The 23663-nt window shown below is 53.9% G+C and carries 16 protein-coding genes; 7 read left to right on the top strand and 9 right to left on the bottom strand.

What is annotated here, in order from left to right; translation table 11 throughout:
- Positions 1-13 precede the first annotated feature (13 nt).
- The gene (locus ACQ66Q_RS04415; RefSeq protein ID WP_430455683.1) at positions 14-928 is read left to right on the top strand and encodes a L,D-transpeptidase family protein; all 915 of its coding nucleotides are present in this window, start codon (positions 14-16) and stop codon (positions 926-928) included.
- A 21-nt stretch (positions 929-949) separates the two neighbouring features.
- Complete coding sequence (dacB, locus tag ACQ66Q_RS04420; protein WP_430455684.1) at positions 950-2440, top strand: D-alanyl-D-alanine carboxypeptidase/D-alanyl-D-alanine endopeptidase; 1491 nt, start codon at positions 950-952, stop codon at positions 2438-2440.
- A gap of 135 nt (positions 2441-2575) precedes the next feature.
- Here the strand turns inward: dacB and ACQ66Q_RS04425 are convergent, their stop codons facing one another.
- The 7 genes from ACQ66Q_RS04425 to ACQ66Q_RS04455 all read right to left on the bottom strand — a co-directional run bounded on the left by ACQ66Q_RS04425 (position 2576) and on the right by ACQ66Q_RS04455 (position 12185).
- Positions 2576-5584, bottom strand: a complete 3009-nt coding sequence (locus ACQ66Q_RS04425) for a carboxypeptidase regulatory-like domain-containing protein (RefSeq protein WP_430455685.1) — start codon at positions 5582-5584, stop codon at positions 2576-2578.
- 349 nt (positions 5585-5933) lie between these two features.
- Positions 5934-6779, bottom strand: a complete 846-nt coding sequence (locus ACQ66Q_RS04430; RefSeq protein ID WP_430455686.1) for a D-amino acid aminotransferase — start codon at positions 6777-6779, stop codon at positions 5934-5936.
- Positions 6780-6818: 39 nt separating this feature from the next.
- Positions 6819-7736 (bottom strand): DUF4392 domain-containing protein, encoded by a 918-nt coding sequence (locus ACQ66Q_RS04435; protein WP_430455687.1) that lies wholly within the window; start codon positions 7734-7736, stop codon positions 6819-6821.
- A complete protein-coding gene (locus ACQ66Q_RS04440) occupies positions 7729-8757 on the bottom strand; it encodes a biotin-dependent carboxyltransferase family protein (RefSeq protein WP_430455688.1) in 1029 nt (342 codons plus the stop codon). Before ACQ66Q_RS04440 ends, ACQ66Q_RS04435 begins: the two co-directional genes overlap by 8 nt.
- Positions 8754-9482 carry a 5-oxoprolinase subunit PxpB gene (pxpB, locus tag ACQ66Q_RS04445; RefSeq protein WP_430455689.1) on the bottom strand — a complete coding sequence of 243 codons (729 nt, stop codon included), beginning with the start codon at positions 9480-9482 and terminating at the stop codon, positions 8754-8756. Before pxpB ends, ACQ66Q_RS04440 begins: the two co-directional genes overlap by 4 nt.
- Positions 9483-10277, bottom strand: coding sequence for a putative hydro-lyase (locus tag ACQ66Q_RS04450; protein WP_430455690.1), 795 nt, complete (start codon positions 10275-10277; stop codon positions 9483-9485). It lies immediately after the preceding gene.
- A 72-nt stretch (positions 10278-10349) separates the two neighbouring features.
- Positions 10350-12185 carry a glycoside hydrolase family 3 N-terminal domain-containing protein gene (locus ACQ66Q_RS04455; RefSeq protein ID WP_430455691.1) on the bottom strand — a complete coding sequence of 612 codons (1836 nt, stop codon included), beginning with the start codon at positions 12183-12185 and terminating at the stop codon, positions 10350-10352.
- A 162-nt stretch (positions 12186-12347) separates the two neighbouring features.
- Between ACQ66Q_RS04455 and ACQ66Q_RS04460 the strand changes: the two genes are divergently transcribed.
- Genes ACQ66Q_RS04460 through ACQ66Q_RS04470 form a run of 3 tightly spaced genes read left to right on the top strand, consistent with a single transcriptional unit; the run spans position 12348 to position 17045 of the window.
- Positions 12348-13976, top strand: coding sequence for a sodium:solute symporter (locus ACQ66Q_RS04460; RefSeq protein WP_430455692.1), 1629 nt, complete (start codon positions 12348-12350; stop codon positions 13974-13976).
- Positions 13951-15828 carry an N-acetylmuramic acid 6-phosphate etherase gene (murQ, locus tag ACQ66Q_RS04465; RefSeq protein ID WP_430455693.1) on the top strand — a complete coding sequence of 626 codons (1878 nt, stop codon included), beginning with the start codon at positions 13951-13953 and terminating at the stop codon, positions 15826-15828. The genes ACQ66Q_RS04460 and murQ overlap by 26 nt, the downstream gene beginning before the upstream one ends.
- Positions 15816-17045: an exo-beta-N-acetylmuramidase NamZ family protein gene (locus ACQ66Q_RS04470; RefSeq protein ID WP_430455694.1), complete on the top strand. Its 1230-nt coding sequence runs from the start codon at positions 15816-15818 to the stop codon at positions 17043-17045. The genes murQ and ACQ66Q_RS04470 overlap by 13 nt, the downstream gene beginning before the upstream one ends.
- Before the next feature lie 23 nt (positions 17046-17068).
- Here the strand turns inward: ACQ66Q_RS04470 and ACQ66Q_RS04475 are convergent, their stop codons facing one another.
- A complete protein-coding gene (locus ACQ66Q_RS04475; RefSeq protein ID WP_430455695.1) occupies positions 17069-17917 on the bottom strand; it encodes a MurR/RpiR family transcriptional regulator in 849 nt (282 codons plus the stop codon).
- Between the two features lie 304 nt (positions 17918-18221).
- Here ACQ66Q_RS04475 and ACQ66Q_RS04480 point away from each other — a divergent pair, with 304 nt between their 5' ends.
- Together ACQ66Q_RS04480 and ACQ66Q_RS04485 are read left to right on the top strand one after the other, a co-directional pair.
- Positions 18222-19166 (top strand): N-acetylmuramoyl-L-alanine amidase, encoded by a 945-nt coding sequence (locus ACQ66Q_RS04480; protein WP_430455696.1) that lies wholly within the window; start codon positions 18222-18224, stop codon positions 19164-19166.
- 46 nt (positions 19167-19212) lie between these two features.
- Positions 19213-20604, top strand: a complete 1392-nt coding sequence (locus ACQ66Q_RS04485) for a Na+/H+ antiporter NhaC family protein (protein ID WP_430455697.1) — start codon at positions 19213-19215, stop codon at positions 20602-20604.
- An 89-nt stretch (positions 20605-20693) separates the two neighbouring features.
- On the opposite strand, the gene ACQ66Q_RS04490 is transcribed toward ACQ66Q_RS04485, so the two are convergent.
- Positions 20694-23591: an FAD-binding and (Fe-S)-binding domain-containing protein gene (locus ACQ66Q_RS04490; RefSeq protein WP_430455698.1), complete on the bottom strand. Its 2898-nt coding sequence runs from the start codon at positions 23589-23591 to the stop codon at positions 20694-20696.
- Between the last annotated feature and the right edge of the window lie 72 nt (positions 23592-23663).

A 23663-nucleotide genomic window follows, 5' to 3' on the forward strand; every position in this document is an offset into this window, starting at 1 on the left:
AAGCACAGGCGACATGATGCGAAGACCAAAACAACTTGCAAAATCAGCTGTTAAATCAATCATTTTACCGCTTGGCTTGGTGCTCGAACGCGCGACAAACCGCCAGTTAGAGAACAAAAACACCTGGCGCTGGTTAACCGGGGTGTTGCCGGGGTCGCTCTTATTACTGGCTGGGTGTAGCCAGTCGATGCAGCCCGCGATCCAGCCGGTGACAGCAGAAACTGTGATCCCTGCCGGGACAACGCAGTTAGTAGTCGTGATCAGTGATAGCTGGGATGCCAGCAGCGGTCAGTTATATCAGTTTTCCCGTGTAGCCGGACAGCGTTGGCAAGACAACGGTCAGACTAGCCAGGTCGACCTCGGGCGCAATGGCACCGCTTGGGGCCTTGGTCTACATCCGGCACAAAGTGAAGGCCCGCAAAAACAGGAAGGTGATGGCAAAGCGCCGGCGGGTTTATTTCGGTTAAGTGCGGCGTTTGGCGCTTTGCCAACACTTGCCACCCAGATGCCGTACCAGCAGATGAGCCGGTTTGATTATTGTATCGATGTACCCGCCTCACCTTTGTACAACCAGACACTGGATATCCGGCAATATCGATCCGAATGGACTGCCGGCAGTTCAGAGCCGATGCGGCGTGACCTGATGGCAAAACCAGACGCCGTGTACGAACAAGGTTTGTTTATTGACCATAATTTCAGTTCCGGCGAAGCGCGCCAGACTGGTGCCGGTAGCTGTATTTTTATGCATCTAAAGTCACCGGATGGTCGTAAAACGGCCGGTTGCACTGCGTTGACGCCTGAACATCTGACGGCTTTGCTGCAATGGTTAAGTCCTCAGGCCGAACCGCTGTATCTGCTGCTGCCCGCCAGCGAATATCAACGGCTAAAACAGGACTGGCAACTCCCACAGTTGCCCACTGTTCGCTAAGTTAAACCGAGGTTTTCCCTGATGTTGAGACCCGTTTCCCGGTACCTACTTTCTTCTATTGTGGCCCTGTTGCTCAGTGGTTGCGCCAATCAGACCGGTATGCAACTGCGTCACGACCTTCAGCAGCAGATCCTCGCAGCAGGTCTGCAGCCAGATCAGGTTGCACTGGTGGTGCTGCCGGTCGCAATGCCCGGTGAGCCTGCAGCGAACACTGCCGTGATCCAGCACAATGCAGATTTATTACTTCAACCGGCCAGCACCTTAAAACTGGTCACTAGTGCCGTGGCATTGGATCAGCTCGGGCCGTTATGGCGCGGTGAAACGGAATTCTTGGCTGATGCCGCAGATTTGGCTCAAGCCCGTCAAAGCGGCATTTTAACCAAGCCGCTGTATGTGCGCGGCAAAGGCGATCCAGAGCTGGATTATGCGGCAGTGTCGTCTATGTTAGCGCAGCTGTATAACGAAGGCGTGCGCGAGTTACGCGCTGGCGTGCTGCTCGACCGCAGTTGGTTTAGTCCGTTACTGCCCGACCCGGCAGCGCCGCCGTTTGATGAGTCGCCACGCGCCCGTTACAACTATATTCCGGATGCGCTCGGGCTCAATCAGCAGATGCTGCAACTGCAGTTACACAGCAATGCAACCTCGGTGCAACTGACCAGTTTACCGGTGCTGAAAGACTTACAGCTTAAGTCTGAATTGCAACTAACCGACGCGCGCTGTGACCAGTTTAATGCTGATTTGCTGGTGCTTAATGAGCGCGCACTGCCAAACGGCGGCGTTGAACTGGTGCTGCGTGGTGATTTTCCACGTAACTGCCTGCTTCAGGAAGATGCGGCCTGGCTCAGCCGCGATGCTCAGTGGCAATTAAGCTTAAGCCAGTTCTGGCGCCAACTTGGCGGCCGTTTTGGCGCCCCTTTGCGCGTACAACCGGGACTAACGCCGACTGATGCCGTGGTAGTGGCACAACATTTCAGCCGGCCTTTACCGCAATTGCTGCAACAGCTGAATAAGAATTCTGACAACGGCCTGGCGCGTATATTGGCATTGCAGCTAGGCCGTTTGGCGCCTGTGGGTGCAGATCCACAACAACCGGATACGGTGCAGGCCGCAGAACAAGTGGTGTTGCATTGGCTGACTCAGCGCCAACTGCCGGCACAAGGGCTGGTGCTGGACAATGGCTCAGGTTTATCGCGCCAGGCCCGCATCAGCGCCAGTCAGCTGGCGGCGTTATTACAACATGTCTGGCAGCAACCCTGGGGGCTGGATTTGGCCAGCAGTCTGCCACGCGCTGGCGTGGACGGAACTCTGCAGAATCGGATGCGGACCACGTCGGCTCTCGACCGTGCCAGACTGAAAACCGGTACTTTACGCAATGGCACTGGCCTTGCCGGCTATGTATTTGACCGCCAGCAACGGCCCTGGGTCTTTGTAGGATTGGTGAACGCAGAGCAAGGGGTTGCCAAAGGCCGGCCTTTGCTGGACCAATGGGTGCTGCAGGTTAGTCAGTTCTAAACCGCGAAAGCTTGGCAAGCTGTCCAATAAAAAAGCCAGTCACAAACGACTGGCTTTTGTTTCTCTATATTAACTTATTTCCTACCTGCGGCACGCCGCAAACACAGCAGCTGTTTGCGGCGATTTTAGCAAAGGTTAGAAATCTACCCGTACTGACAACTGGACCCGGCGCGGGTTGTACCAGCGTCTTGGTGTGCCGTATTCCGGATCATAATCGATCGGTTCAATGTCATAACCGGTTTGCCGGTTAAAGACGTTAAACAGATCGGCACGGAATTTAACCACCAGTTCCGGATTAATCACATAGTCCTGCGTATAGTTCAGGTCCATTTGCCAATGACTGCTGCTGCGTCTGCTGCCGGCTTTTTCCGCATAAGCGCTGACGGCTTCATAAGCGCCGCGTGGGTTCAGTCCATAATAAGCGCCTGACCACTTCTCCCAGGCCTGGCCGGACTGGAACAGGAAGTAGGCACCAATATTGGCTTCCCAGTCTAATGTGTAATAGCCATAGACTTTCAGCAGATGTGGCTTGTCGGCCGACAGTGTGCCGTCCTTGTTATCCCAGACGTATTTGCCTTTGTCGTCGTTGTAATAGGACGAACCGATAAAGGTATTGGCATCGTTGGTATAAGTAGTGTTGTCCTGATCGAAGTTACCGGTATAACGGCTCCAGACATAAGACGCGTTCAGATAGGCGCGGTCACCAACCCACTCCGCTTCAAAACTGGCTTCCCAATACTTGGTGTAACCGCCATCAACTTCGGCAATAACATAAGTGGAACCGCCGATTTCTTTGCGGATGTCTTCCAGATTCTTCACATAATCGCCAAGCGCGCGCAAATCTGCCGGCACACCACCATTCGGGCCATAAGTACCTTCACGCGAACGCGCATAGTTCCAGATATCTTCCCAGAAATGCGAACCTTCGCGGTGACGGATGTGACTGCGCAGGAACCAGCCGCCGTCCAGCGCTTTAGTCGTGCCTAAGGTGAATTCATCGATCCGGCGCGGTTTGAGGTCATCGGCAAATACTTTACCGCTGGACGAACCGCGGTTGGCAGTTTCCAGATAGTTGCCGTTTTCATCAAACCGCACTAATAACGTGCGCTGCGTGCTGCGATCCCAGGATGCCGCGCGGGCCAGCGAGCTCGCTTCCGGATTGTAGGAGGCATAGTTGGCAAAAATGGTATTTTCGCCGTCATAACGCCAGGTAGCACCCAAACGTGGCTGGATCATGTCTTTCCAGTCGATGGTGTACATTTTGTACTTGTTGCCGGGCGCCAGTTCAAAACCGGATACAGTGCCGGCTTTTTCGCGTAAACCCTGACCAAACAGCTCGTCTTTACTGATTAACACACCGATGTTGTAGTCGAAATCACCGTGCGTGATAGTGTCATTGATCTCAAAGTTATAGGAACGTGCAGCAGATTTAATCGGTGGTACTGTTTTACCGCTGGCGTCGAGCAAACTCATTTGTTCGGTCGAGGTTTGGTAAAAATATGGCACGCCAGCTGCGGTTTTTTGCAAGCCACCGGTGTAAGCGATTGAGCCCCAGCCATTGGATAAACGGCTTAATTCTTCTTCGATATCCGAATATTTAAAGCCAGCATGCAATTTGTGCGTGGTATCGCCATGACTGAGCTCATGGTCAATGGCAAATTCCAGACTGTCACGGTAGAAGTTTTGATTGTTGATTTGCGGCGCACCACCGACACGGCCACCACCAGCTTTGGCGCCGGCTGCATTGGTATAACCATATTGATTAATCAGCTGCTGGGCAAAGTTGTTAAATGCCAACTGCGCCGGTGTGGTCGCGTTAGCGATTAAAGTCGGGACCGCCAAAGTGCCAAGGCCGGTCAGATTGTTTAAATCCAGTTTATTGCCAATGACTGGCTGGAACGAAAAGCGGTTATCAGGGGCAGTGGCGGTTTCTAATTCAAAGCGGCCTGCGTTAAAGGTCAGACTGGTATTACTGCTGAGCAGGTAAGAGCCATCGAAAGTCAGGATCGTCTGATCGGATATTTCGCCGACTGATACTGTATCTGAATCAAAAGCGCCAACAGAAGCCCCATCTGACTCACGGCTAGAATCGCGCAGACTCATGTTGAACAACAAGTCGTCTGTCGGTGCGAACGTCAGCTTCCCGAAATATTCATCACGCTCGCTGCTGTAATCTTTTACCGGCCCATAGTTGGTTTCTTTATTGGCACGTTCTGTTTCTGGCCGGTAAAAAGAGCCATAGAAATACAACATGTCTTCAATCAGCGGTCCAGCCAGACCCATGGTGATCCAACTGCTTTCTGACTTAAAGGCTTTAGCGACATCCTCACTTTTGGCTGTCAGGCTTTTGTCTTGCAGCTTATATTCGACATAACCTTCAAATTCATTGGTACCGGATTTGGAGATGGTGTTAATCGAAAAACCACCGGCGCGGTTAAAACCAACCGCTTTGGCACCGCCACGGTCCATCGATACACTGGCGATATCATGGGTAGATGGATCTGACGCCAGGTTACCGAATAATGGTAAAGAGACATCAACGCCGTCAAAACCATATTTGTTGTCAACACCGGAACCGCCGGCGGATGGGCCTAAGGTGCCATTTTCTGAGTACTGCACGCCCGGCACTAGTTTTAATAAATCACGATATTCCTGACCCACCGGCAGAGATTCGATATTTTCTGCGCCTAGTGAGTTGGTCAGTGCTGAATTACCTTCCCGCGAGATGGCGCTACCCAACACCTGGATCACTTCAACATCGGCGCCGCCGGCACCGAGATTAACGTCAACGGTAGAGGTTTGCTCAAGTTGCACTTCAACCTGCATTTTGCGCACAACGCCGGTTGTGTTGCTGATCGTCAGGTCATATTTGCCCGGGAGTAACAATGGCAAAGAATAAGAGCCATCGGCTTTGGTCACTGCGGTGCGTGGTTTTGGCATTACATTACTGCTGGCAGTGATTGTTAAGCCTGCGACTGAGCTCTGGGCCGAATCTGCACTGATTTTGCCTTTAATGCCCCCTGCCTGCTGGGCCATCGCTGGCGCGGCACATAAAGCGCTGGCAAGTAGTGCACTGGTAATAAGGTTGATACCAAAACGCCGGACCGGCGTCGTCGGATACTGCGGTGATGTTGTTGTTTTCATTGCTAAGTCCCGGATTATTATTGTCTGTACCGCTGACCTGCTTTTCACGCTGATTTGCTGCCAAACCAGCCCGACTGCAAAAGCGCTGCCGCTGCCACCGTCTGATCACAGACGGTCCATCAAGGCGAAATTTTATTCCCGCCCACAGCAAAGATAGCAATAAATTATTTTATGAGAAATAGCTTATGCGAATTAATTTATAAGTTAGGAATATTCAATTATTAAGTGCAGTGGCAGGAAGATGCCAGACCACAAAAATGTGCACACTGTTGGCGTGACGGACCTATATCTTACTGAATTATATATGCTTTAACCCCCGCACTTTCAGGAAGTGCGGGGGACGCTGCAGTTAGCTTTCAGCGGCAGGATAATCAGTAAATTTATGCGCAGCGAATAATTGCTGGGCCTGATACCAGATAGCGCCAACTTCACCAGAGCCAACTGGCTGCCCATCGATGGCAACTACCGGCATTAACTCTTTTGATGAGCTGGTAAGCCAGACTTCATCGGCCGCCAGCACTTCGGCTTTGCTAATCACACGTTCCTGCACTGGTAGCGTGCTATAGGTTCGCAGGATCTGTAACAGTAACAATCGCGTAATGCCGGGTAAAATCTGCTGATCCAGTGGTGGTGTGCTGATCAGACCATCTTTGACAATAAAGGCGTTACAGGAACTGCCCTCTGTTAACTCTTCCTGTTCGTTAAATAGTATCGTTTCCTGATAACCGGCATCGACGCCCTGCTGGTGGTGCAATACATTGCCAAGCAGCGCCGTTGATTTGATATGACAGCGTTTCCAGCGTAAATCACTGGCCGAGGCGACCTGAATAGGTTTGGCTGAGCCCGGCAACCCGGTCGGCGGCGGATTGATCGCAAAAGTAAAAGCAAACACTGTCGGCGTGACTCCGGCCGGAAAAGCGTGACCGCGTTTGCTGTCTGTGCCGCGGGAAACGTGTAAGTAAACACCCAGGTCGCCATTGCCGTTACGCGCAAGCAATTCCTTGATCATGTCGAGCCAGCTGGCATGGTTCCAGTCAAACTGAATGCCAATCTCCGCCAGGCCCCGCTGCATCCGGTCGATATGCGGGGTAAAACCGACCAGCTTGCCCTGATAACTCGGGATCACTTCATAAATACCATCGCCAAACAAAAACCCACGGTCCATTGGAGAAATACGGGCTTCACTGGTGGGCATAAAACTGCCGTTTAGATATACATCTGACAATTCAGGTCCTTACACCGGCGCCAACCGGTGTTGTTGATACAATTGATAAATCTGCTGGCACAACTGCGCGCCAATCTCTGGCGAAAGGCCATCTTCGGTCAGGGTATTTTGCCGGGTCACACCATCGACACTGCCGTGATTGGATAAAAACTGCAGGCTTGGCAGGGCATCACAGCAGGCAAACAGATCCAAGCCACTTTGCAGCGACCAGTGATAAGCGAGACCATACGCTGCCCAGTTCGAGACATCTGCAACAATCAGTTCGCTGCAGCTGGTCACTGCGGGCCTGATATCGAGCGCCCGGACTGCGTCGATAATCTTGCCCATGCCAATTTCATTGCCGCCATCGCCAATACCGACAGTCGGACATGGGGCAAGTCGCATCAGCGCATCTAAATCGGCGACTTTGGCACTGATATCCTCGTGGCGCATATTGTAATATCGCCCATCTGCCGCCTGCCCTGGCCTTTCAATACAAAGCACCGCAGCGGGCTGATACTGCGCCAATAATTGCGCGGCACGCTGCTGACCATCAATACCAAGCGGAAAAGCTTCGACCTGGAAATGTCCGTCCAATACAGTCAACAACGGGTCGCCACACACCAACACCGGTTGCACGCCAAGTTGCTGCAACATGCGGTAGATCGCGATGGCACCAACAGGTCCATCAGTTTCGAAGGTCCCCGCCACCGGAAAACCGGTGCCAATGAGCACAGTGCGGCCAGGCTGGTTCAGCAAAGTTGCGGCGCGCGCTAAATAACCCGGTTGCAGCGCCTGACGTGCCAGCGCCATGCCACGCGGATTGCGGGCGACCAGCAACGCTTCGATCGCTGTGGCTTCTGTCTGTCCGGCGCCTGTCTGACAGGTTTCTTGCTGTCCGGCTTCAGGCAGAACAGGCGTTTGTGGCGAACTGACCGGCTTATTCATTGTCATCTCCGCGCGTTTGGCCTTGCTGCCAGTCAGCAGCAATTGCGTCCAGCTGTTGTTGCAGCAAATACAGACGTTGACGCTCCTGCAGCACAGCGTCTGCCACATCCAACCAATAAAACCGTACAAAGTTGCCGGTCATCAGTTGGCCCAGACATTCGCAGGCGCCTCGCGTTAAAGCACCGGTTTTGGGATAACCGCCAATGGTTTGATGATCATTGAGCATCACAATCGGCAAGCCATTCGGCGGCAATTGCATCGCACCTAAACAGATCCCTTCTGAATACAGCTGCTGTGCAGTAACAGGTAGAGGCTCACCGCCTAATTGCATACCCATCCGGTCGCTGCGGGCGGTGACGCGAAATAGACGCTGCGTCAGCAGCTGTGGCAGCTGTGGATCGAGATCTTCCAGCTGAGCCCCGGCAATCACAGGGATAGCGCGGATACTCTGGTGGCGGTAATGTTGCTGATACGGCAACGAAATCTGTGGGTCTGGCCGCTGCCAGGCGGCGCAGGATAACAAAGTGCCGGCGCTGATCGCTTTGCCCTGTCCGTCTGGCCCGCCGACTTTTTCCCGAAGCACTGTGGCCACACTGCCACAAATGGCCGGTGCGGGAAAACCGCCAGCCACTGCCAGATAAGCACGAGCGCCGGCCCGGCTATAACCAATTTCGAGTAGATCGCCGGGTTGTAACAACAAGGTGCGGTAGCGCTGTACCGGCTGACTATTGACTAACAGTGGCATCGCCGCGCCGGTCAGCGCCACTAACACCGGCTGCTCCGCCCGAAAGGCAACGGCACCCAGCGTGATTTCAATCACTGCCGGACATGTGCTGCCAACATGGTTATGATTACCGACCAGCGCATTGGCAAGCCGGGCGGCCGTCAGATCCACAGCGCCGCCTTGAGTCAGGCCCGCGCTGGCACCGCCAAATCGGCCGGCATCCTGTAACTGCACACCACTATGGCTTTGCAGCACCCATAAGCCTTGCTGTTCAGATGGGTTGGCCAGAACGCTCATAATTGGCCCCCTAACCGCAGAAACTCAGCGCGTTCAATCGGCACAAAGCGCACGGTATCACCCACCGCAAATGGCAACATCGGGTCGGCGGTTAAATCAAACAGCGGTGTTGGGCAATTGCCCAGTAAATGCCAACCACCGGGCGATGCGGCCGGATAGACCGCAGTCTGACGGTCAGCAATGGCAACACTGCCGGCGGCCACCGCAGGTCTGGGGTTGGCAAGCCGCGGTGTACTGATGCGCGGGTCGGTAAAGCCGAGATATGCAAAACCCGGCGCAAAACCAATGGCATACACCTGATAGGCCTGACCGCTGTGCAGCTGGATGAGTTCAGCGATACTCAACTGATGTAACGTTGCGACCTGCTGCAGGTCTGGCCCGCTTTCCAGGCTGTAATAACAGGGCAACTCAATGGTTTTAAACGTGCTTGCCTGCAGATCTGGCCGGAACAACGCTGTTTGTGCCGAGACAATTTTCTGCCAAATCTCGCTGTGGTCAGTTTTCAGGACGTCAAAAATAATTAACACCGAAGTGTAAGACGGCACCAGCTCCAACAGCACATCACCGAGCAATAGCGGTAACTGCATCCGTAAGTTCTGCATGATCTGCATCAGGTCCGGCCCAGGGCCTTGTGGCGCCAGCGCGGATAAATCTAACAGCAACGCCTGCTCGCTGTGGATCCGCAGCCGTACCGGAATGCCTGTGCTTACCACCTGGCCATGCATTTAAAGCACCGCCAGACTGGCATTGGTTAAATCGGTCACCAGCATACAACCGGGGCTGTGGCTAAAGGCCAAATCGGCCTTGGCATTTTTAATCGCCACCTGCGGCGTGACACCACAGGCCCAGAATACCGGGATCTCATCAGCATGGATGCTAACGGCGTCGCCATAATCCGGCGCTTGCAGATCTTTAATACCAATCAGCGCCGGATCGCCTAAATGCACCGGCGCGCCGTGGACAGTCGGAAAGCGGCTACAAATCTGGATGGCGCGGATCGCATCCGCAGCGCGCATCGGCCGCATGCTGACCACCATCTTGCCCTGAAAAGGCCCGACTGGCGTCAACTCAATATTGGTGTTGTACATCGGCACATTCTTCTGTTCTGTCTGATGGCGCAGTTCGATGCCACCTTGTTGCAGCGCCTCTTCAAACGAAAAAGAACAGCCAATCAGAAAACTGACCATATCGTCGCGCCAGTGTGCAGTTAAATCGCCGACCGATTCGGTCAGCACGCCGCTGCGAAAAATGTTGTAACGCGGCGCATCCGTGCGGATATCCAGCTTTTGGTCAGCCAGCAAAAATTCGGTTTGACCGGGCACTGTGGCGAACGCCAGCAGCGGACAAGGTTTAGGATTGGCCAGACAGAATTTCAAAAAGTCATCCGCCAGCGCTTTGGGCAGTATCGCCAGATTAGCCTGTACATAACCATTGGCAAGGCCGGCTGTCGGTCCATGCCAGAGTCCTTGCCGCGCGGCTGCTCTGACCGCTGCCGGGCTTGAATGGGCGTCCAATAACATCGATGTTCCTTAATCCTTAGCCGTCTTTGCGTTTTTTACACTGCCATATTGCCACGACACATACCAGCAGCATCAATCCAAATGCACCGGCAGTGCGCCGGTTGCCGTGGTTTTACCGCTGATTAATCGCGCCAGCGCGACAAACACCGCGCCGGGTTCCTTGTCCGGTTTCAGGCTAAACGGATAGCCATAAGTGGCGAGACGTATATCCACTTTGCCGGCAAATTGCGGCAACTGATAAGGCGAACGCAGCGCGACGACCACTGTAGCGGCCTGTTGGCTGCGTGCCACAGCCAGTTGCTGTTGTTGTAGCTTTGCCAGTTGCTGGTCGACACTGAGCGGCGCATTGAATGCAACATCCATACGTAAATCCGCCAGCACGCCGGCTTCAACTGCACTTTGTTCCGGCGCGACATAAGCACCAATCACTACTGCGCCAGGTTCAAGTTGCGGCAAGGATTGATTGCTGCGAAGGTCAAAACATTGCAGCGCTATTGCCGGGAATTCATGTTGCAGCGCAAGGCCAAAACGCCGGCATTTGTCTGCATCCGGCATCAACAAATACCAGGCTTTGGCCTTGGCAATAACGCTGAGATCGCCATCCAGTTGCGTTAACGCGTTGGTTGCAATAGCCAGATCCAACTGCTGTTGGCTTTGATACAACGCATTCGCGTCATTTGCAGCAGGCGCAGCAGTTTTCGCTTGTTGCGTGAGCCACAGCTTCAGGTCGCGGATGCGTAAATAAGACTGCTCCAGTGTCTGCACGTCCAGTTCCCCGTTTTGTACCGCTGCGACCAGTTCGTCTAAGAGCTGCTCAAGTCTGGCAAAGTCGGCTGGGCTTTGGATCTCCAGCGGCATCAGCGCAATATCGGCGCCGGCAGCAAAACTGTATTTGACCGCTTGCAACGGCGTGAAAGCGTCACTTATCGCCTGCATATTCAGCGCATCTGTGATCACCACACCGTCAAATTCGAGCTGTTCCCGCAGTACACCAGTCAAAATGGTGTTGGATAACGTTGCTGGCGGTGCGATCCATTCGCCGTGCTGTGTTTGGATTTGACTGTCATCCAATGCCGGATACTGGATATGTGCGGTCATCACCAGTCGCGCAGCACCGGCTTGCACGGCCTGCCGAAACGGTTCTAAGTCGATGGTTTCAGCGACAGCGCGCACATGATCTACCTGCGGTAAACCGGTATGGCTGTCGGTTGCGGTATCCCCATGCCCCGGAAAGTGCTTAAGTGTCGCGGCCACCCCACCTTGTTGCAGACCGCGCGCTAACGCAATTCCCAGCGCGGCTACTTGCTGAGGATCATCACCAAAAGCGCGGACGCCAATCACCGGATTGGCCGGATCGCTGTTGACATCCATGGACGGCGAAAAATTGATGTTGATACCGAGTTGGCGCAAAGTCTGCGCCTGTGCCGCGCCTTGCGCGCCAGCAAAATGCTGCTGATTTTTGGCGTAAGTTGCGCCTAGAGCCATGGCGCCTGGAAATGCCGGAAGCACCGATTCCGGCAGCCGGGCGACGCGGCCACCTTCTTGGTCAGTGGCGATTAATAACGGCAGGTCGTCGATGGCGCTTTGTTGCAAGGCCGCGGTCAAATCACTAATCTGCTGCCGCTCCTGCAGATTGACAGCAAATAACACCACACCGCCAATCTGCAACTCGCGCAGTTTTTGTTGCCATAAAGCCGGGAGTTCGGTGACCGGTTGCTGACAAGGCTTTTCAACCGTCACTGCCTCAGTGCAAAAGTGACGCAAGTCCAGCATCAGTTTTTGCCCCAGCCAAAAACGGATCTGTTGTTGCTGTGCGTGCTGATACCACAGCCAAGCACCACTTGCGCCAATCAGCAACAGCAGTAACAGGCCATACAGGGCTAAACGGGAAAAACCGCGGCTTTGCATCTTCTCTTCGCACAGAAAAAACAGTCAATGCTGTTAGTTATGCCGGAGCTTGTGGTGAAAATCAAGAATATATTATTCCGAATGAAATAGTTTGAAGTAATATTTAATACCCCCTATGCTTGGAAAATAAACAAAGGCGGCAAAAAAGGCACAGGGGTCCAGATGAATTCGGCGTTTCAGTCGGCAGACTGGAGTATTTTCGTTGGTTATTTTGTCTTACTGGCGTTCACCGGCTGGTGGTTTAACCGTGGCAATATTGGCAGTAGTCGCGAGTTTTTTACCGGCGACCGCCAAATTCCAACCTGGGTCATTGCGGTATCGGTGCTGGCGACCGCCCAATCTGCAGCTACTTTTCTCGGCGCGCCGGATTATGCCTACCGCGGCGACTTAACCTATCTGACCACTAATCTGGGCGCTTTAGTCGCAGCGTTCTTTGTCGCGCATTTTCTGCTGCCGAAGTTTTATCAATACAAAGTCACGACTGCTTATGCGTTGCTGCAGCATCGCTTTGGTGAGCAAACCAAACGGCACGCCGGCTGGATGTATTTGATCGGTCGTTTGTTTGCCAGCGGTGCCCGGCTTTATATGGCCGCGATTGCCTTGTCGATGATTCTGTTTACTGATATCGCCCCGGCCCATGTGTTGGGTGCTATTGCGCTGCTGTGTCTGGTCAGTTTTGCCTATTCGACCTGGGGCGGGATCCGCTCAGTGATTTATGGTGATGCGATCCAGTGTGCGGTTTATGTTGGGGCTGCGGTGCTGGTGCTGGGATATCTGTTCTGGCAATTGCCGGGCGATAGCAATCAAATTTGGCAATCACTGCAAACGCCGGCTGATGGCAGCGGCAATAAACTCCGTTTGCTTGATTTTGGTACCGATCTAAGCCCGGCTGGTGCTTTTAATTTACTGTCGACTTTTACCGGCTTCTTTTTGCTGTTCATCGCCTCCTTTGGCTTGGATCAGGATTTAACCCAACGCGCGTTGTCGTGCCGCGATGCCCGTCAGGGCACCTGGGCCTTGGTCGGTTCGGTGCTGTTGGTGGTTCCGGTGGTCAGCGTTTTACTGGGTATCGGCTTGTTATTGTTTCTATTTTATCAGGACCCGGCTTACCACAGCGCAGGAGGACTGGCGCCACAAAGCCGCTTTGCCGGTGAGACGATCACCGTCTTTATGTTTTATGTGCTGCACGAATTACCAGCCGGTTTACGTGGTTTAGTCACCGTTGGCGTTATCGCTGCGGCGGTGTCGACGCTGACATCCGGGTTAAACTCCATGGCCTCTGTGCTGATGGAAGATATGCTGAAACCCAGGCTGGGCTCGCGTCTATCGGCGCGTGCCGAAGTGCCGCTGGCACGAGCCCTGATGTTTTTGTTAATGCTGGCGCTCGGAGCAATGGCGATGTTGTGCTTTTATTGGCAGCAATACAGCGATACGCCGCTGTTGGCATTTGCGCTTGGCGTGATGGTGTTTTCCTACAGCGGTTTGCTGGCGGTATTCGCAGTTGCCCTGTTTAGCCAACGCGGCAATACCGCTAGCTGTGCCCTCGCTTTGTTAACCGGCTTTGTCGTTGCCGCGCTGCAGCAGCCCTATATTCAGCAATGGTATTTACCGCCGGCCTGGCAATTTGATTTGGCCTTTACCTGGCAACTTTGTATCGGTTTTATTCTGGCGACGCTGGTGGCATTAAGTGGCAAGCCCCAGCCGGTTATTACCTGGACTGAAAAGTCTGAAGGTTTGTCTGCACAGCGATCTGATGAGGTGCCTGATGCCTGTTTATCTGCTCGGAATTGATGGTGGCGGCAGCAAAACGCTGGCGCTGCTCTGTGATGCACAAGGGGTCGAGGTAGCGCAGGCCAGCAGCGGCCCGGCGCATCTGACCAACGATTTGACTGGCGCCTGCGACACTGTCTTACCACTCATCACCACTGTCTTGCATCAAGCGCAGTTAACGCCGGCGCAAATCGTGTTAGTCGTAGGCATTGCCGGCGCTGGAGATGACCGCTTAAAACAGCATCTTCTCACTGCACTCAAGCCGGAACAATATGCCGGCTGCTATGTCACGACCGATGCCAAAACATCCTTACACGGTGCTAATAACGGCGCGCCAGTGGTAGCGATTGCACTAGGCACTGGCTCTGTGGCGATGCGGCTTGATCAACGCCAACAAGAACAACAAGTCGGCGGTTGGGGTTTTAGTATTGGCGACGAAGGCGGCGGCGCTGCAATGGGCAAAGCCGCCGTACGCGCGGCGCTGTGGGAGCAGGACTGTCACCCGGATAGCTACTCGTCATTGGCCCAGTATATTTTTTCCGTCATTGGCCAGAACAAAACCGACATGCTGACCTGGCTACGTCAAGCTAATGCCAATCAATATGCGGCGCTCGCCCCCCGGGTGATTGAACTGGCCGGCAGTTGCAAGGCCGCACTTGGTGTATTGCACAAACATGCTGCCGATGTAGAACTGCTGATCAAAGCGACGCGTGCTGATACAACATTACCCGTGGTTGTGCTTGGCGGCCTTGCCGCTGCAACTGTGCCTTATTTATCTGAACAGGTACAAAGCTGGTGTCAGAGCGCCAAAGCCGATAGTGTGCGTGGCGCTATTTTGATTGCGCGGCAACTGGCTGATGTTGCAAAGCCAGGCACACTGCCCCCATCCGCACCACATTGTCACACTGATGTGTCAGCGATAGCGTTGGCGCGGCAATTGAGTCAGTTGCCAACTGAGTCTCGCGCCGCCCTGCGGCTTGATCTAGCCGGGTTAGACAGCGAAAGTTTGTTAAAAACACTGAATCAGGCCGATCAAACCGTGCCCTATGCCGTGGCGCTGGCGATCCCAACGCTGGCTAAGCTGGTTGACCGGATCGTGGAAGCCTTTGCGGTCGGCGGCCGGTTGATTTATCTCGGCGCGGGTACCAGCGGGCGGCTTGGCGTGCTGGATGCGGTGGAATGCCCGCCCACTTTTAGTGTGCAACCTGAGCAAGTGATGGGCCTCATCGCCGGTGGCCACAGTGCGATGTTTCGCGCCAAAGAAGGTGCAGAAGATGACGAAGCCCTCGCCGTGGCCGACTTAACCGCTATCGGTTTCAGTAGCCGTGACGTGCTGGTTGGTATTGCCGCCAGCGGCCGCACACCTTATGTGATTGCCGGTCTGCGCTACGCCCGCAGTCTGGGCGCATTAACGGCCGGCATCAGTTGTAATCCGGCAACTGAAGTATTGGCCTGCGCAGAGCTGGCCATTTGTGCTGCGGTAGGCCCTGAGGTGCTCAGTGGTTCCACCCGCCTTAAAGCCGGTACTGCGCAAAAACTACTGCTGAATATGATTTCAACCGCTGCCATGGTACGAAGTGGCAAGGTCTATCAGGACCTGATGGTCGATTTGCATGCCAGCAATGCCAAACTCAAAGCGCGGGCGCTGAACATTATCGGTCAGGCCACCGGCTGCAGCTTAGAAGAGGCCGCGTACCTACTGCATCAGGCCGCACAAAGTGTCAAACTGGCCATTCTGTTATATCACTATGCCCACGACCGGCTTGCCATCAGCTCCGCTGAGGTGCAAGCCGCGCAACAGCTCTTGCAGCAGACGCACGGCCATCTGCAGCGGGCTATCCAAACGCTGGTCGTGCAGCCATGTGCCGTTTAAAACTTTTAACCTGGGTGCTGACGCTCAGTGCGGGTCTGCTTGCTAGCCCATTGTTCGCCGGCGAAGCGCTTCGCAACAGCTGTTTTGCCGACAAGGTGCAATGGAAGCAGGATTTGTCCGCCCGGGTTGGCACCGCACAACTCAAACAACGACAGGCGGAACTCAAGGGCAAACGGCTGGGCCTGGTGGTCAATCAGAGCTCCCGGCTGGGACATTGTCATTTGGTCGATGTGCTCAGTGAACTGGGTTTGCAAGTCACAGTGATTTTTACGCCAGAGCATGGATTTCGCGGCGACGCGGATGCCGGCGCTGCGGTAGCCGACAGTCGTGATGGAACCAGCGGCGTGCCGATTTACTCTTTGTATGGCGCGCAAAAAGCCCCGACTTCTCGCCAACTTGCCGCTGTTGATCTGTTGTTATTTGATTTGCAGGATGTCGGTACGCGCTTTTATACCTACCTATCGACTTTACATTATGTGATGCAGGCGGCCGCGACGGCAAAGCTACCGCTCTGGGTACTCGACAGACCCAACCCCAATGGTCGCTGGCTGGATGGTCCGTTATTGCACAGCGAATTCAGCTCTTTTGTTGGCCTGCATCCGATCCCGTTGCTGCATGGCATGACGCTGGGCGAACTGGCCCGGATGATCAAAGGCGAAAGCTGGATATCTGGCGCAAAGGCGTTATCGCTGACCGTGTTGCCGGTAGCGCAGTACCAACGTGACCTGCCCTATGATTTACCGGTCGCACCGAGCCCAAACTTACCCAATCGGCAGGCCATCACCTGGTATCCGACGCTGGCGCTATTTGAAGGCACTTCGGTTTCGGTGGGCCGTGGCACCGCCTGGCCTTTTCAGTTATTGGGTCATCCGCTGCGACTCGAAGATCCGGCTGTCTGGCGATTGACGCCGGTCAGTACGCCCGGTGCGGCATTAAACCCACCGTGGCGCGATACATTGATTGGCGCTGAAGATTTTCGGCAACGTCTGCCAGAACATGGCTTGATGGTGGAAGTCTGGCTGGAGTGGCAGCAACGTTTTGCCGCAAAGGGTATGCGTTTGATTGATAAACCCGCTTTTTTTGACAAACTGGCAGGAAGCAGTCAGCTGCGACAGCAACTGGAACAAGGCCAGACTGCCGCCCAGATCCGCCAAAGCTGGCAAGCCGATTTAACGGCGTTTGCCAAGCGACGGACACCTTATTTGCTGTATCCGTAGTGTCTGCTTTCGCATGCCAGAACTCAACGCGAACGATAAAACTGTGCCACCGCCTGATTGGATTTTTCCATCAGACTGCGGCCGGTTTTGCAGGCTTGCGTCAGACCGATAAACAATAAATCAATGACATATTCCTGCGCAGTCCGCGCCAGGATCGACGATAAGCGCGCGGATTCTTCATCGGTCGCCATATACAGCTGTAAATGGGCATGATCACCAACCGGCGACTGGCCATAGCGAGTCAGGCTCATCACATTGGCCTGATTGGCACGGGCTTGACGGCTGATCTCTACAATCTCCCGGGTATTGCCGGATTGACTGATGGCAAATAACAAATCACCTTTGCCAAGGGTAGATACGCCCGCCAGCTGCACATGACTGTCGTTTTCGGCCATGGCGCAAAAACCGAGTTTTTGTAGCTTGTAGGCAAAATCTTTTGCCACCAGCGCGGACGCGCCAATACCGCTGATATGAATGCGGTGGGCGTCACGTAACATTTGCACTGCTTGTTCCACCAGCTCGGTACTGTTCAGTGTGGCGGTGGAATTTAACACGGCAATTTTACTGGCCAGCAGTTTGTCGCTGACCTGCTGCAGATTATCACTGAGCACGATTTTGCCATGCAGTGCGGTATTGTCGGGCTCAGATAACACCGACTCGTTCAGCGCAAACTTAAAATCCGGATAACCGCGATAGCCTAATTTCTGCGTGAACTTGACCACGCTACTCTGACTGACGCCAACGGCGCCTGCCAGATTCTGCGACGACAGCTCCCGGATCAAAGCCGGTGATTTCAGCACAAAATCAGCGATTTTCAGCTCATTGGCCGACAGGGTATCTTTGATCGAGCGAATTTTGACTAAACAGGACATTCTGGTGGTTTTCCTTTAAAGTGCTGTTTACCTTTTTGCCCTGAAAATATTACAGGCGAAGGCCGCGGTAAAGCATTTTCTGCGCGCAATTTCATATGACAGGAATAACGGCTTTCGTTGCGAATGACTTATGCCTGAGTTTCGCGATAAAATTCGTAAGCTTGGTCAGTACCCCAATAAAATACAGAGTTACAGTGGCATATTGGCGAGATTATAATCGTAATATATTATTCCTCAAATATATTATCAGATGAATATTTGTGCTAAAAAATAGGCGTTACCTACTATTATTGCGGAGCAGAACATGGATTATTTGGGCAGGTCGCGCAGCGCCCTTTTCGGTTACCGCACAACGCAACTGTTATTCGTGATGTTACTTGCCATGTTACTGCAAAGTTGCAGCCAAACCGGCCCAGTGCCAATCAATACCGAGCACCAGTCAGTGAACCGCAATGAGCGGGTCCGGCTGCTGGTGTTGCATTACACGGCAATTAACTGGGAACGTTCGCTCAAAGCACTGACTCAGCCGGGTGCCACTGCCGTCAGCGCACATTACTTAATACCGGAGAGTTTTGACCCAACCTATCCTGCTGACAAGCCGCTGCAGGTCTATCAACTGGTACCGGAGAATCAACGAGCCTGGCACGCCGGCGCCAGTCGCTGGGAAGATCGCAGCGCGTTGAATGACCAGTCAATTGGCATTGAACTGGTCAATCTGGGCTGGTGTCATCAACGCGCAGTGCCTTTTAGTTATCCCGCCAACAACGAACTATGCCTGACGCCGGATTTTGACCCGGCCCAGCTACAGTTACTGGCAACTTTACTGAAAGATATACTGGCGCGAAACCCGGAGATTAGCCCCACCCGTGTCGTTGCGCACAGTGATATCGCACCGTCGCGCAAACAAGACCCGGGCCCGCGCTTTCCATGGCAATGGCTGGCAAACCAAGGCATTGGTGCCTGGTATGACAATCCAACGTTGTTAAAGTACTGGCAAGGGATCAAGGCGATGCCCGATGCCCGCACCGTGCAACGTGCGCTGCAACGTTATGGCTATGGGATTGTCGTGACCGGTGAATGGGATGCGCAAAGCCGCGATGTGTTGCTGGCATTCCAGCGGCATTTTGTGCCAAACCAGGTGAGTGGCGAATTAGATCCGGAAACCGTTGCAGTGCTGTGGGCCTTGCTGGAAAAGTATTTTCCTGACAGTCTGAGCGGTCCTGAAAATCTGGCGCTGACATTAGAATAATAAGCGCCATATCGAATTTTTTAATTGGTTGAATTGAGGTGAAACTTTGGCTGAATGGATGACGCTGATCCCCGCTGTGGTGGCGATTGCGGTGGTGTTGTGGCGAAAAGAAGTAATAGTTGCATTGTTATTGTCATTATTCAGCGCTGAGTTGCTGTTATTGATCAAAGGCGGCAGTTCAGTCGTTGGCGCAACCGCAGTTGGTGCAGTCAATACACTGGAGGCCATGACCACGGTACTGACAGATCCGGGCAATGCCCGCCTGCTGCTGTTTGCGTTGATGGTGGGCGCCTTGATGGCCTATATGCGCTATTCCGGCGGCGTTGCGGCGCTGGTGACCAGTCTGGTCAACCGGGGCGTCGCCAAAACCGCGCGGCAAAGCAAGCTGCTGGCATTCTGGACCGGTGTCGTTATCTTCATTGAATCCAATCTGTCGGTGTTGACCGCCGGCATTTTATCGCGTGGTCTGTTTGATAAATTCAAGATCAGCCGGGCCGAACTGGCGTACATCATCGACAGTACCAGTGCACCGATTTGTATCCTGATCTTACTCAATGGCTGGGGTGCCTATGTCTTGGGGCTGATTTCACCTTATGCGCTGCAAGACAACCCGGTGTCGGTGTTGATCTCGACGATTCCGCTGAACTTCTATGCGATTTTCACCTTGGTCTTATTGTTTTTCACTATCTGGACCGGCCGTCATCTGGCGCCGATGCGCCGCGCCAATGAGCAGCTGAACAAAATCGACGGTCATGATGAGCAGGAAGTGGCGCCGACGAAAGCTCGCTACATGCTGGTACCGCTGCTGACGATGATTGTCGGCATGGTTGGTTTTATGCTGTGGACCGGGAACGGTGATTTATCGCAGGGTTCTGGCTCTAAATCCGTGTTGTATGCCACGACGTTAAGTTGTGTGGTCGCTTATCTGATGTTGCTGCTGAGCAAACAATACAATCATCAGCAGTTGGTCAACATCGGTTTTAAAGGCATGAGTGAGTTGCTTGGCTTGGTCAGTATTTTGTTGCTGGCGCTGGCGCTCGGTCAAAGCCTGAAGAATCTCGGCACTGGTTTGTATATATCGGGCGTCGTCGCTGAAACCCTGCCACTGTGGCTTATTCCGGCTATGTTGTTTTTAGCCGGCGCGCTGATTTCGTTTACGACCGGGACCTCGTGGGGCACTTTTGCCATCCTGATCCCGATTGGCATGCCGTTGGTGGTGAATCTTGGCTTACCGCCGCCGCTGGTGCTGGCCGCCATTCTGGGTGGTGGTGTATTTGGTGATCACTGTTCGCCGATCTCCGATACCACTGCCGTCAGTGCAGTCGCCGCAGGTTGTGACCTGCTGGAGCATACCCGCACCCAACTACCCTACGCGTTAATTTGCGCAGGGCTGGCTCTGGTCGGTTATCTGATCTGTGGCCTGGTGATGATCGGGTAAACAACACGATGGCATCGAAAAAGCAGCCTGGTGCTGCTTTTTTTATTGGTGTTGACACGCAAAACTTGCAGACGCTATTTTCGGCGCAGTCAGCACTTCGCGTCGGCACTCGATTGCTGGTCCAGCAGCTGTAATAAAGATTGATAAATCAAACCGCTATGGGCCGATAAACCGATTTCACAGGTGCGGCTGGTAGAATAACCGCCCTGACAACTACTGACCTGAGCCTGCAATGGTGCCAGTGCCGCGGCATTAAGTTCTGGCAACTGGAAGCCTTTGTCACCGGCAAAACCGCAGCAATGGATATCCTGTGGCACCACCACATTGCGGCTGAGTAGCATCGCGAGTTGCAACTGCGCGCCGTCTGCTTGCATCCGCCGGCTGGAGCAAGTCTGATGCAAAGCAATACTGTGCGCTGTCGGGGTCAGTTGCAATCTTGGCAGCAGATACTTAAGCGCAAAACTGGCCGGTTCTAATAACTGTAGCTGGGCGTAGCGCGGATCTTTCGCCGCATCTTCCAGCAGTTTGTGCGCACAAGGGCTGGTGTCAACCAGCACCGGACGCTTGCCCTGCTGGCTTTGTTGCCACAATTCTTCCAGCACCTCAGCGGATTTACCCGCTGAAGCATGAAATTGGCCTTTACTCTGAAATGGCAAACCACAGCATTGGCTTGCGAGCGCGGCCGGATAACCAAACCGCAAACCAGCTTTGTTCGCGAGTGCGCGCACGATGTGAGTCAGATTACGCGGATCCGGATTGTCAGTCTGCGGCCCCATCACCCGGCTGACACAGCTCGGCAGGTAGATAAAATCCACGTCATTCTGTTCATCTGCTGGCGCCAATGCACCGGCACTGGTTGGCATGGTACTAAGCCAAACCGGCGAACCATAAGGATGTAAACGCTGGGTCAGCCGTTGTAGCCGGCCGGCACCGACGATGCGTGCGGTGGCATGTCCCAGCGTCAAACCCACGCCCGCGATTGTTGTCACTGTGGAGAAATGTTCGGCCAAGGTTTGACTCAGTTTGCCTTCCGGCCGGGCGAGACTGCGACTTTGCCGCGTCAAATCGCCGGTGTTAATTCCAACAGGACATTGCGTTGCACAAAGACCGCAGGCGGCACAGGTCTGCACGGCCTGATAATCATGGTGCTGCAACAATTCGGCCGACAATTTCGCTTTGCCTTCTGCATCCAAAGTGGCGAGATGCCGGTTCGCGACAATGCGCTGGCGTGGCGTCATTGTCAGATTGCGGGATGGACACACCCGTTCACAAAAACCACATTCGATACAAGCGTCGATCAACGGATTACTGATCGGCAACGGTTTTAACTGTTTCAGGTGCACCAGCGGGTCATCATTCAGTAAAACGCCCGGATTAAAAATACCATTTGGGTCCAGTAGCTGTTTGATCCGGCGCATCGCCGCATAGGCCTTGTCGCCCCATTCGCGCCGGACAAAAGGCGCCATATTGCGGCCGGTACCATGTTCAGCTTTTAGAGAACCGTCGAAGCCATCAACGACATGACAAACCACCGCATCAATCAGGTCTTGATATCTGCGTTTGTCGGCTTCGGTGGAAAACCCTTGGGCAAAAATAAAGTGCATGTTGCCGTCGAGCGCATGGCCGTAGATCACTGCATCGGCGTAGCCATGTTGATTCAGCAAAGTACGCAGTGCTGCCAAGGCTTCGGTCAGCCGCGCCACCGGATAACAGACATCTTCAATCAACGCCGTAGTACCGGCGGCTCTGGTGGCGCCTACCGCCGGAAACACGCCTTTGCGCACATTCCAGTACTGCTGACATACCCCTGCATCGGTGCTGAATGTCAGGCTACGCCGGTCTTTGAATGGCGTGATGGTCTGTTCAATCAGATCGATCTGACTGGCTAAGGCTTCAGCTGTATCAGCGCCGGTTTGTACTAAGAGTGCTGTCACGCCGGCTTCCAGATCCGCCACAACCGGCGGGACGCCTGCCTGATGCCGGACCGCCGCCAACGCTTTGTCGTCCAGCAACTCGCAGGCTCCGACCACCTGACGTCCCAATAACGCCAGCGCCTGTACCGCAAGACCGGCTTGCTGCAAGTCCTGAAACAGCAAAAACGCACTGGCACTGCAGGGATCCAGCGCAACAGTGCGCTGCGTGACTTCGGCAATAAAACCAAGCGTACCTTCTGATCCGATCATTAAGTGACACAGCATCTGCAGCGGATCAGCAAAATCCAGCAGTGCACGCAGGCCATAGCCAGTGGTATTTTTCAGCTGATACTTACGACGGATCCGGTTACTAAGCACTTCGTCACTACGCAGCGTCGCAGCGACGGCACTGAGATCCATCAGCAGCTTGGCTTTGTGTTGCCGAAACGCGCTAACGCTATGCGGATCGGCACTGTCGAGCACGGTACCATCCGCCAGCACCAGTTTTATTGCGTGCAACACCTGATAGGTATCCAGCGCATTCATCCCGGAAGCATTATTAGCGCAGATGCCACCAATAGTTGCACTCGCCAGCGACGCCGGCACCGGCGCGATCATCCGGCCATAGGGTTTTAGCAAGCTGTTGGCATCGCCGCCTCTGACCATCGGACCGCATCTGATTAACAAACCGTCCTGCTCTATCTGGCTATAACAAAAGCCATTTCCAAGTTGCACCAACACCTGATCAGTCAGCGTCTGGCCGGATAAACTGGTGCCGGCAGCCCGGAACGTCAGGCCAACTTGATAGCGCTGGGCTGCGGTCAATACCTGCTGTAGTTGTTCAAGATTATCAATACGTAAAATAAGCTGAGGGATCAGTTGGTAAAAACTGGCATCGTGGCTTTTGGCGATGAGATCTAACGGGTTAGTGTTGAGTGCGCCTGCGGGCAACTGCGGGCTGATATCACGGGCAAAAGCTGCGATCGCTGCTGCGTTGGTGGCAGACTGGTTGAAAAGGTTCCGGCCCGTAGCAACGGTTTGTTCCGTTGTAGCCTGATTGCCATGCATTGCCATCACAGTCACCCGATAATTTATTCGCCTATTACCCAATATACTTCAGTAATTATTCGAATGGTAGCAGGTGAC

Source organism: Rheinheimera sp., from assembly GCF_965283995.1.
GTDB lineage: Bacteria > Pseudomonadota > Gammaproteobacteria > Enterobacterales > Alteromonadaceae > Pararheinheimera.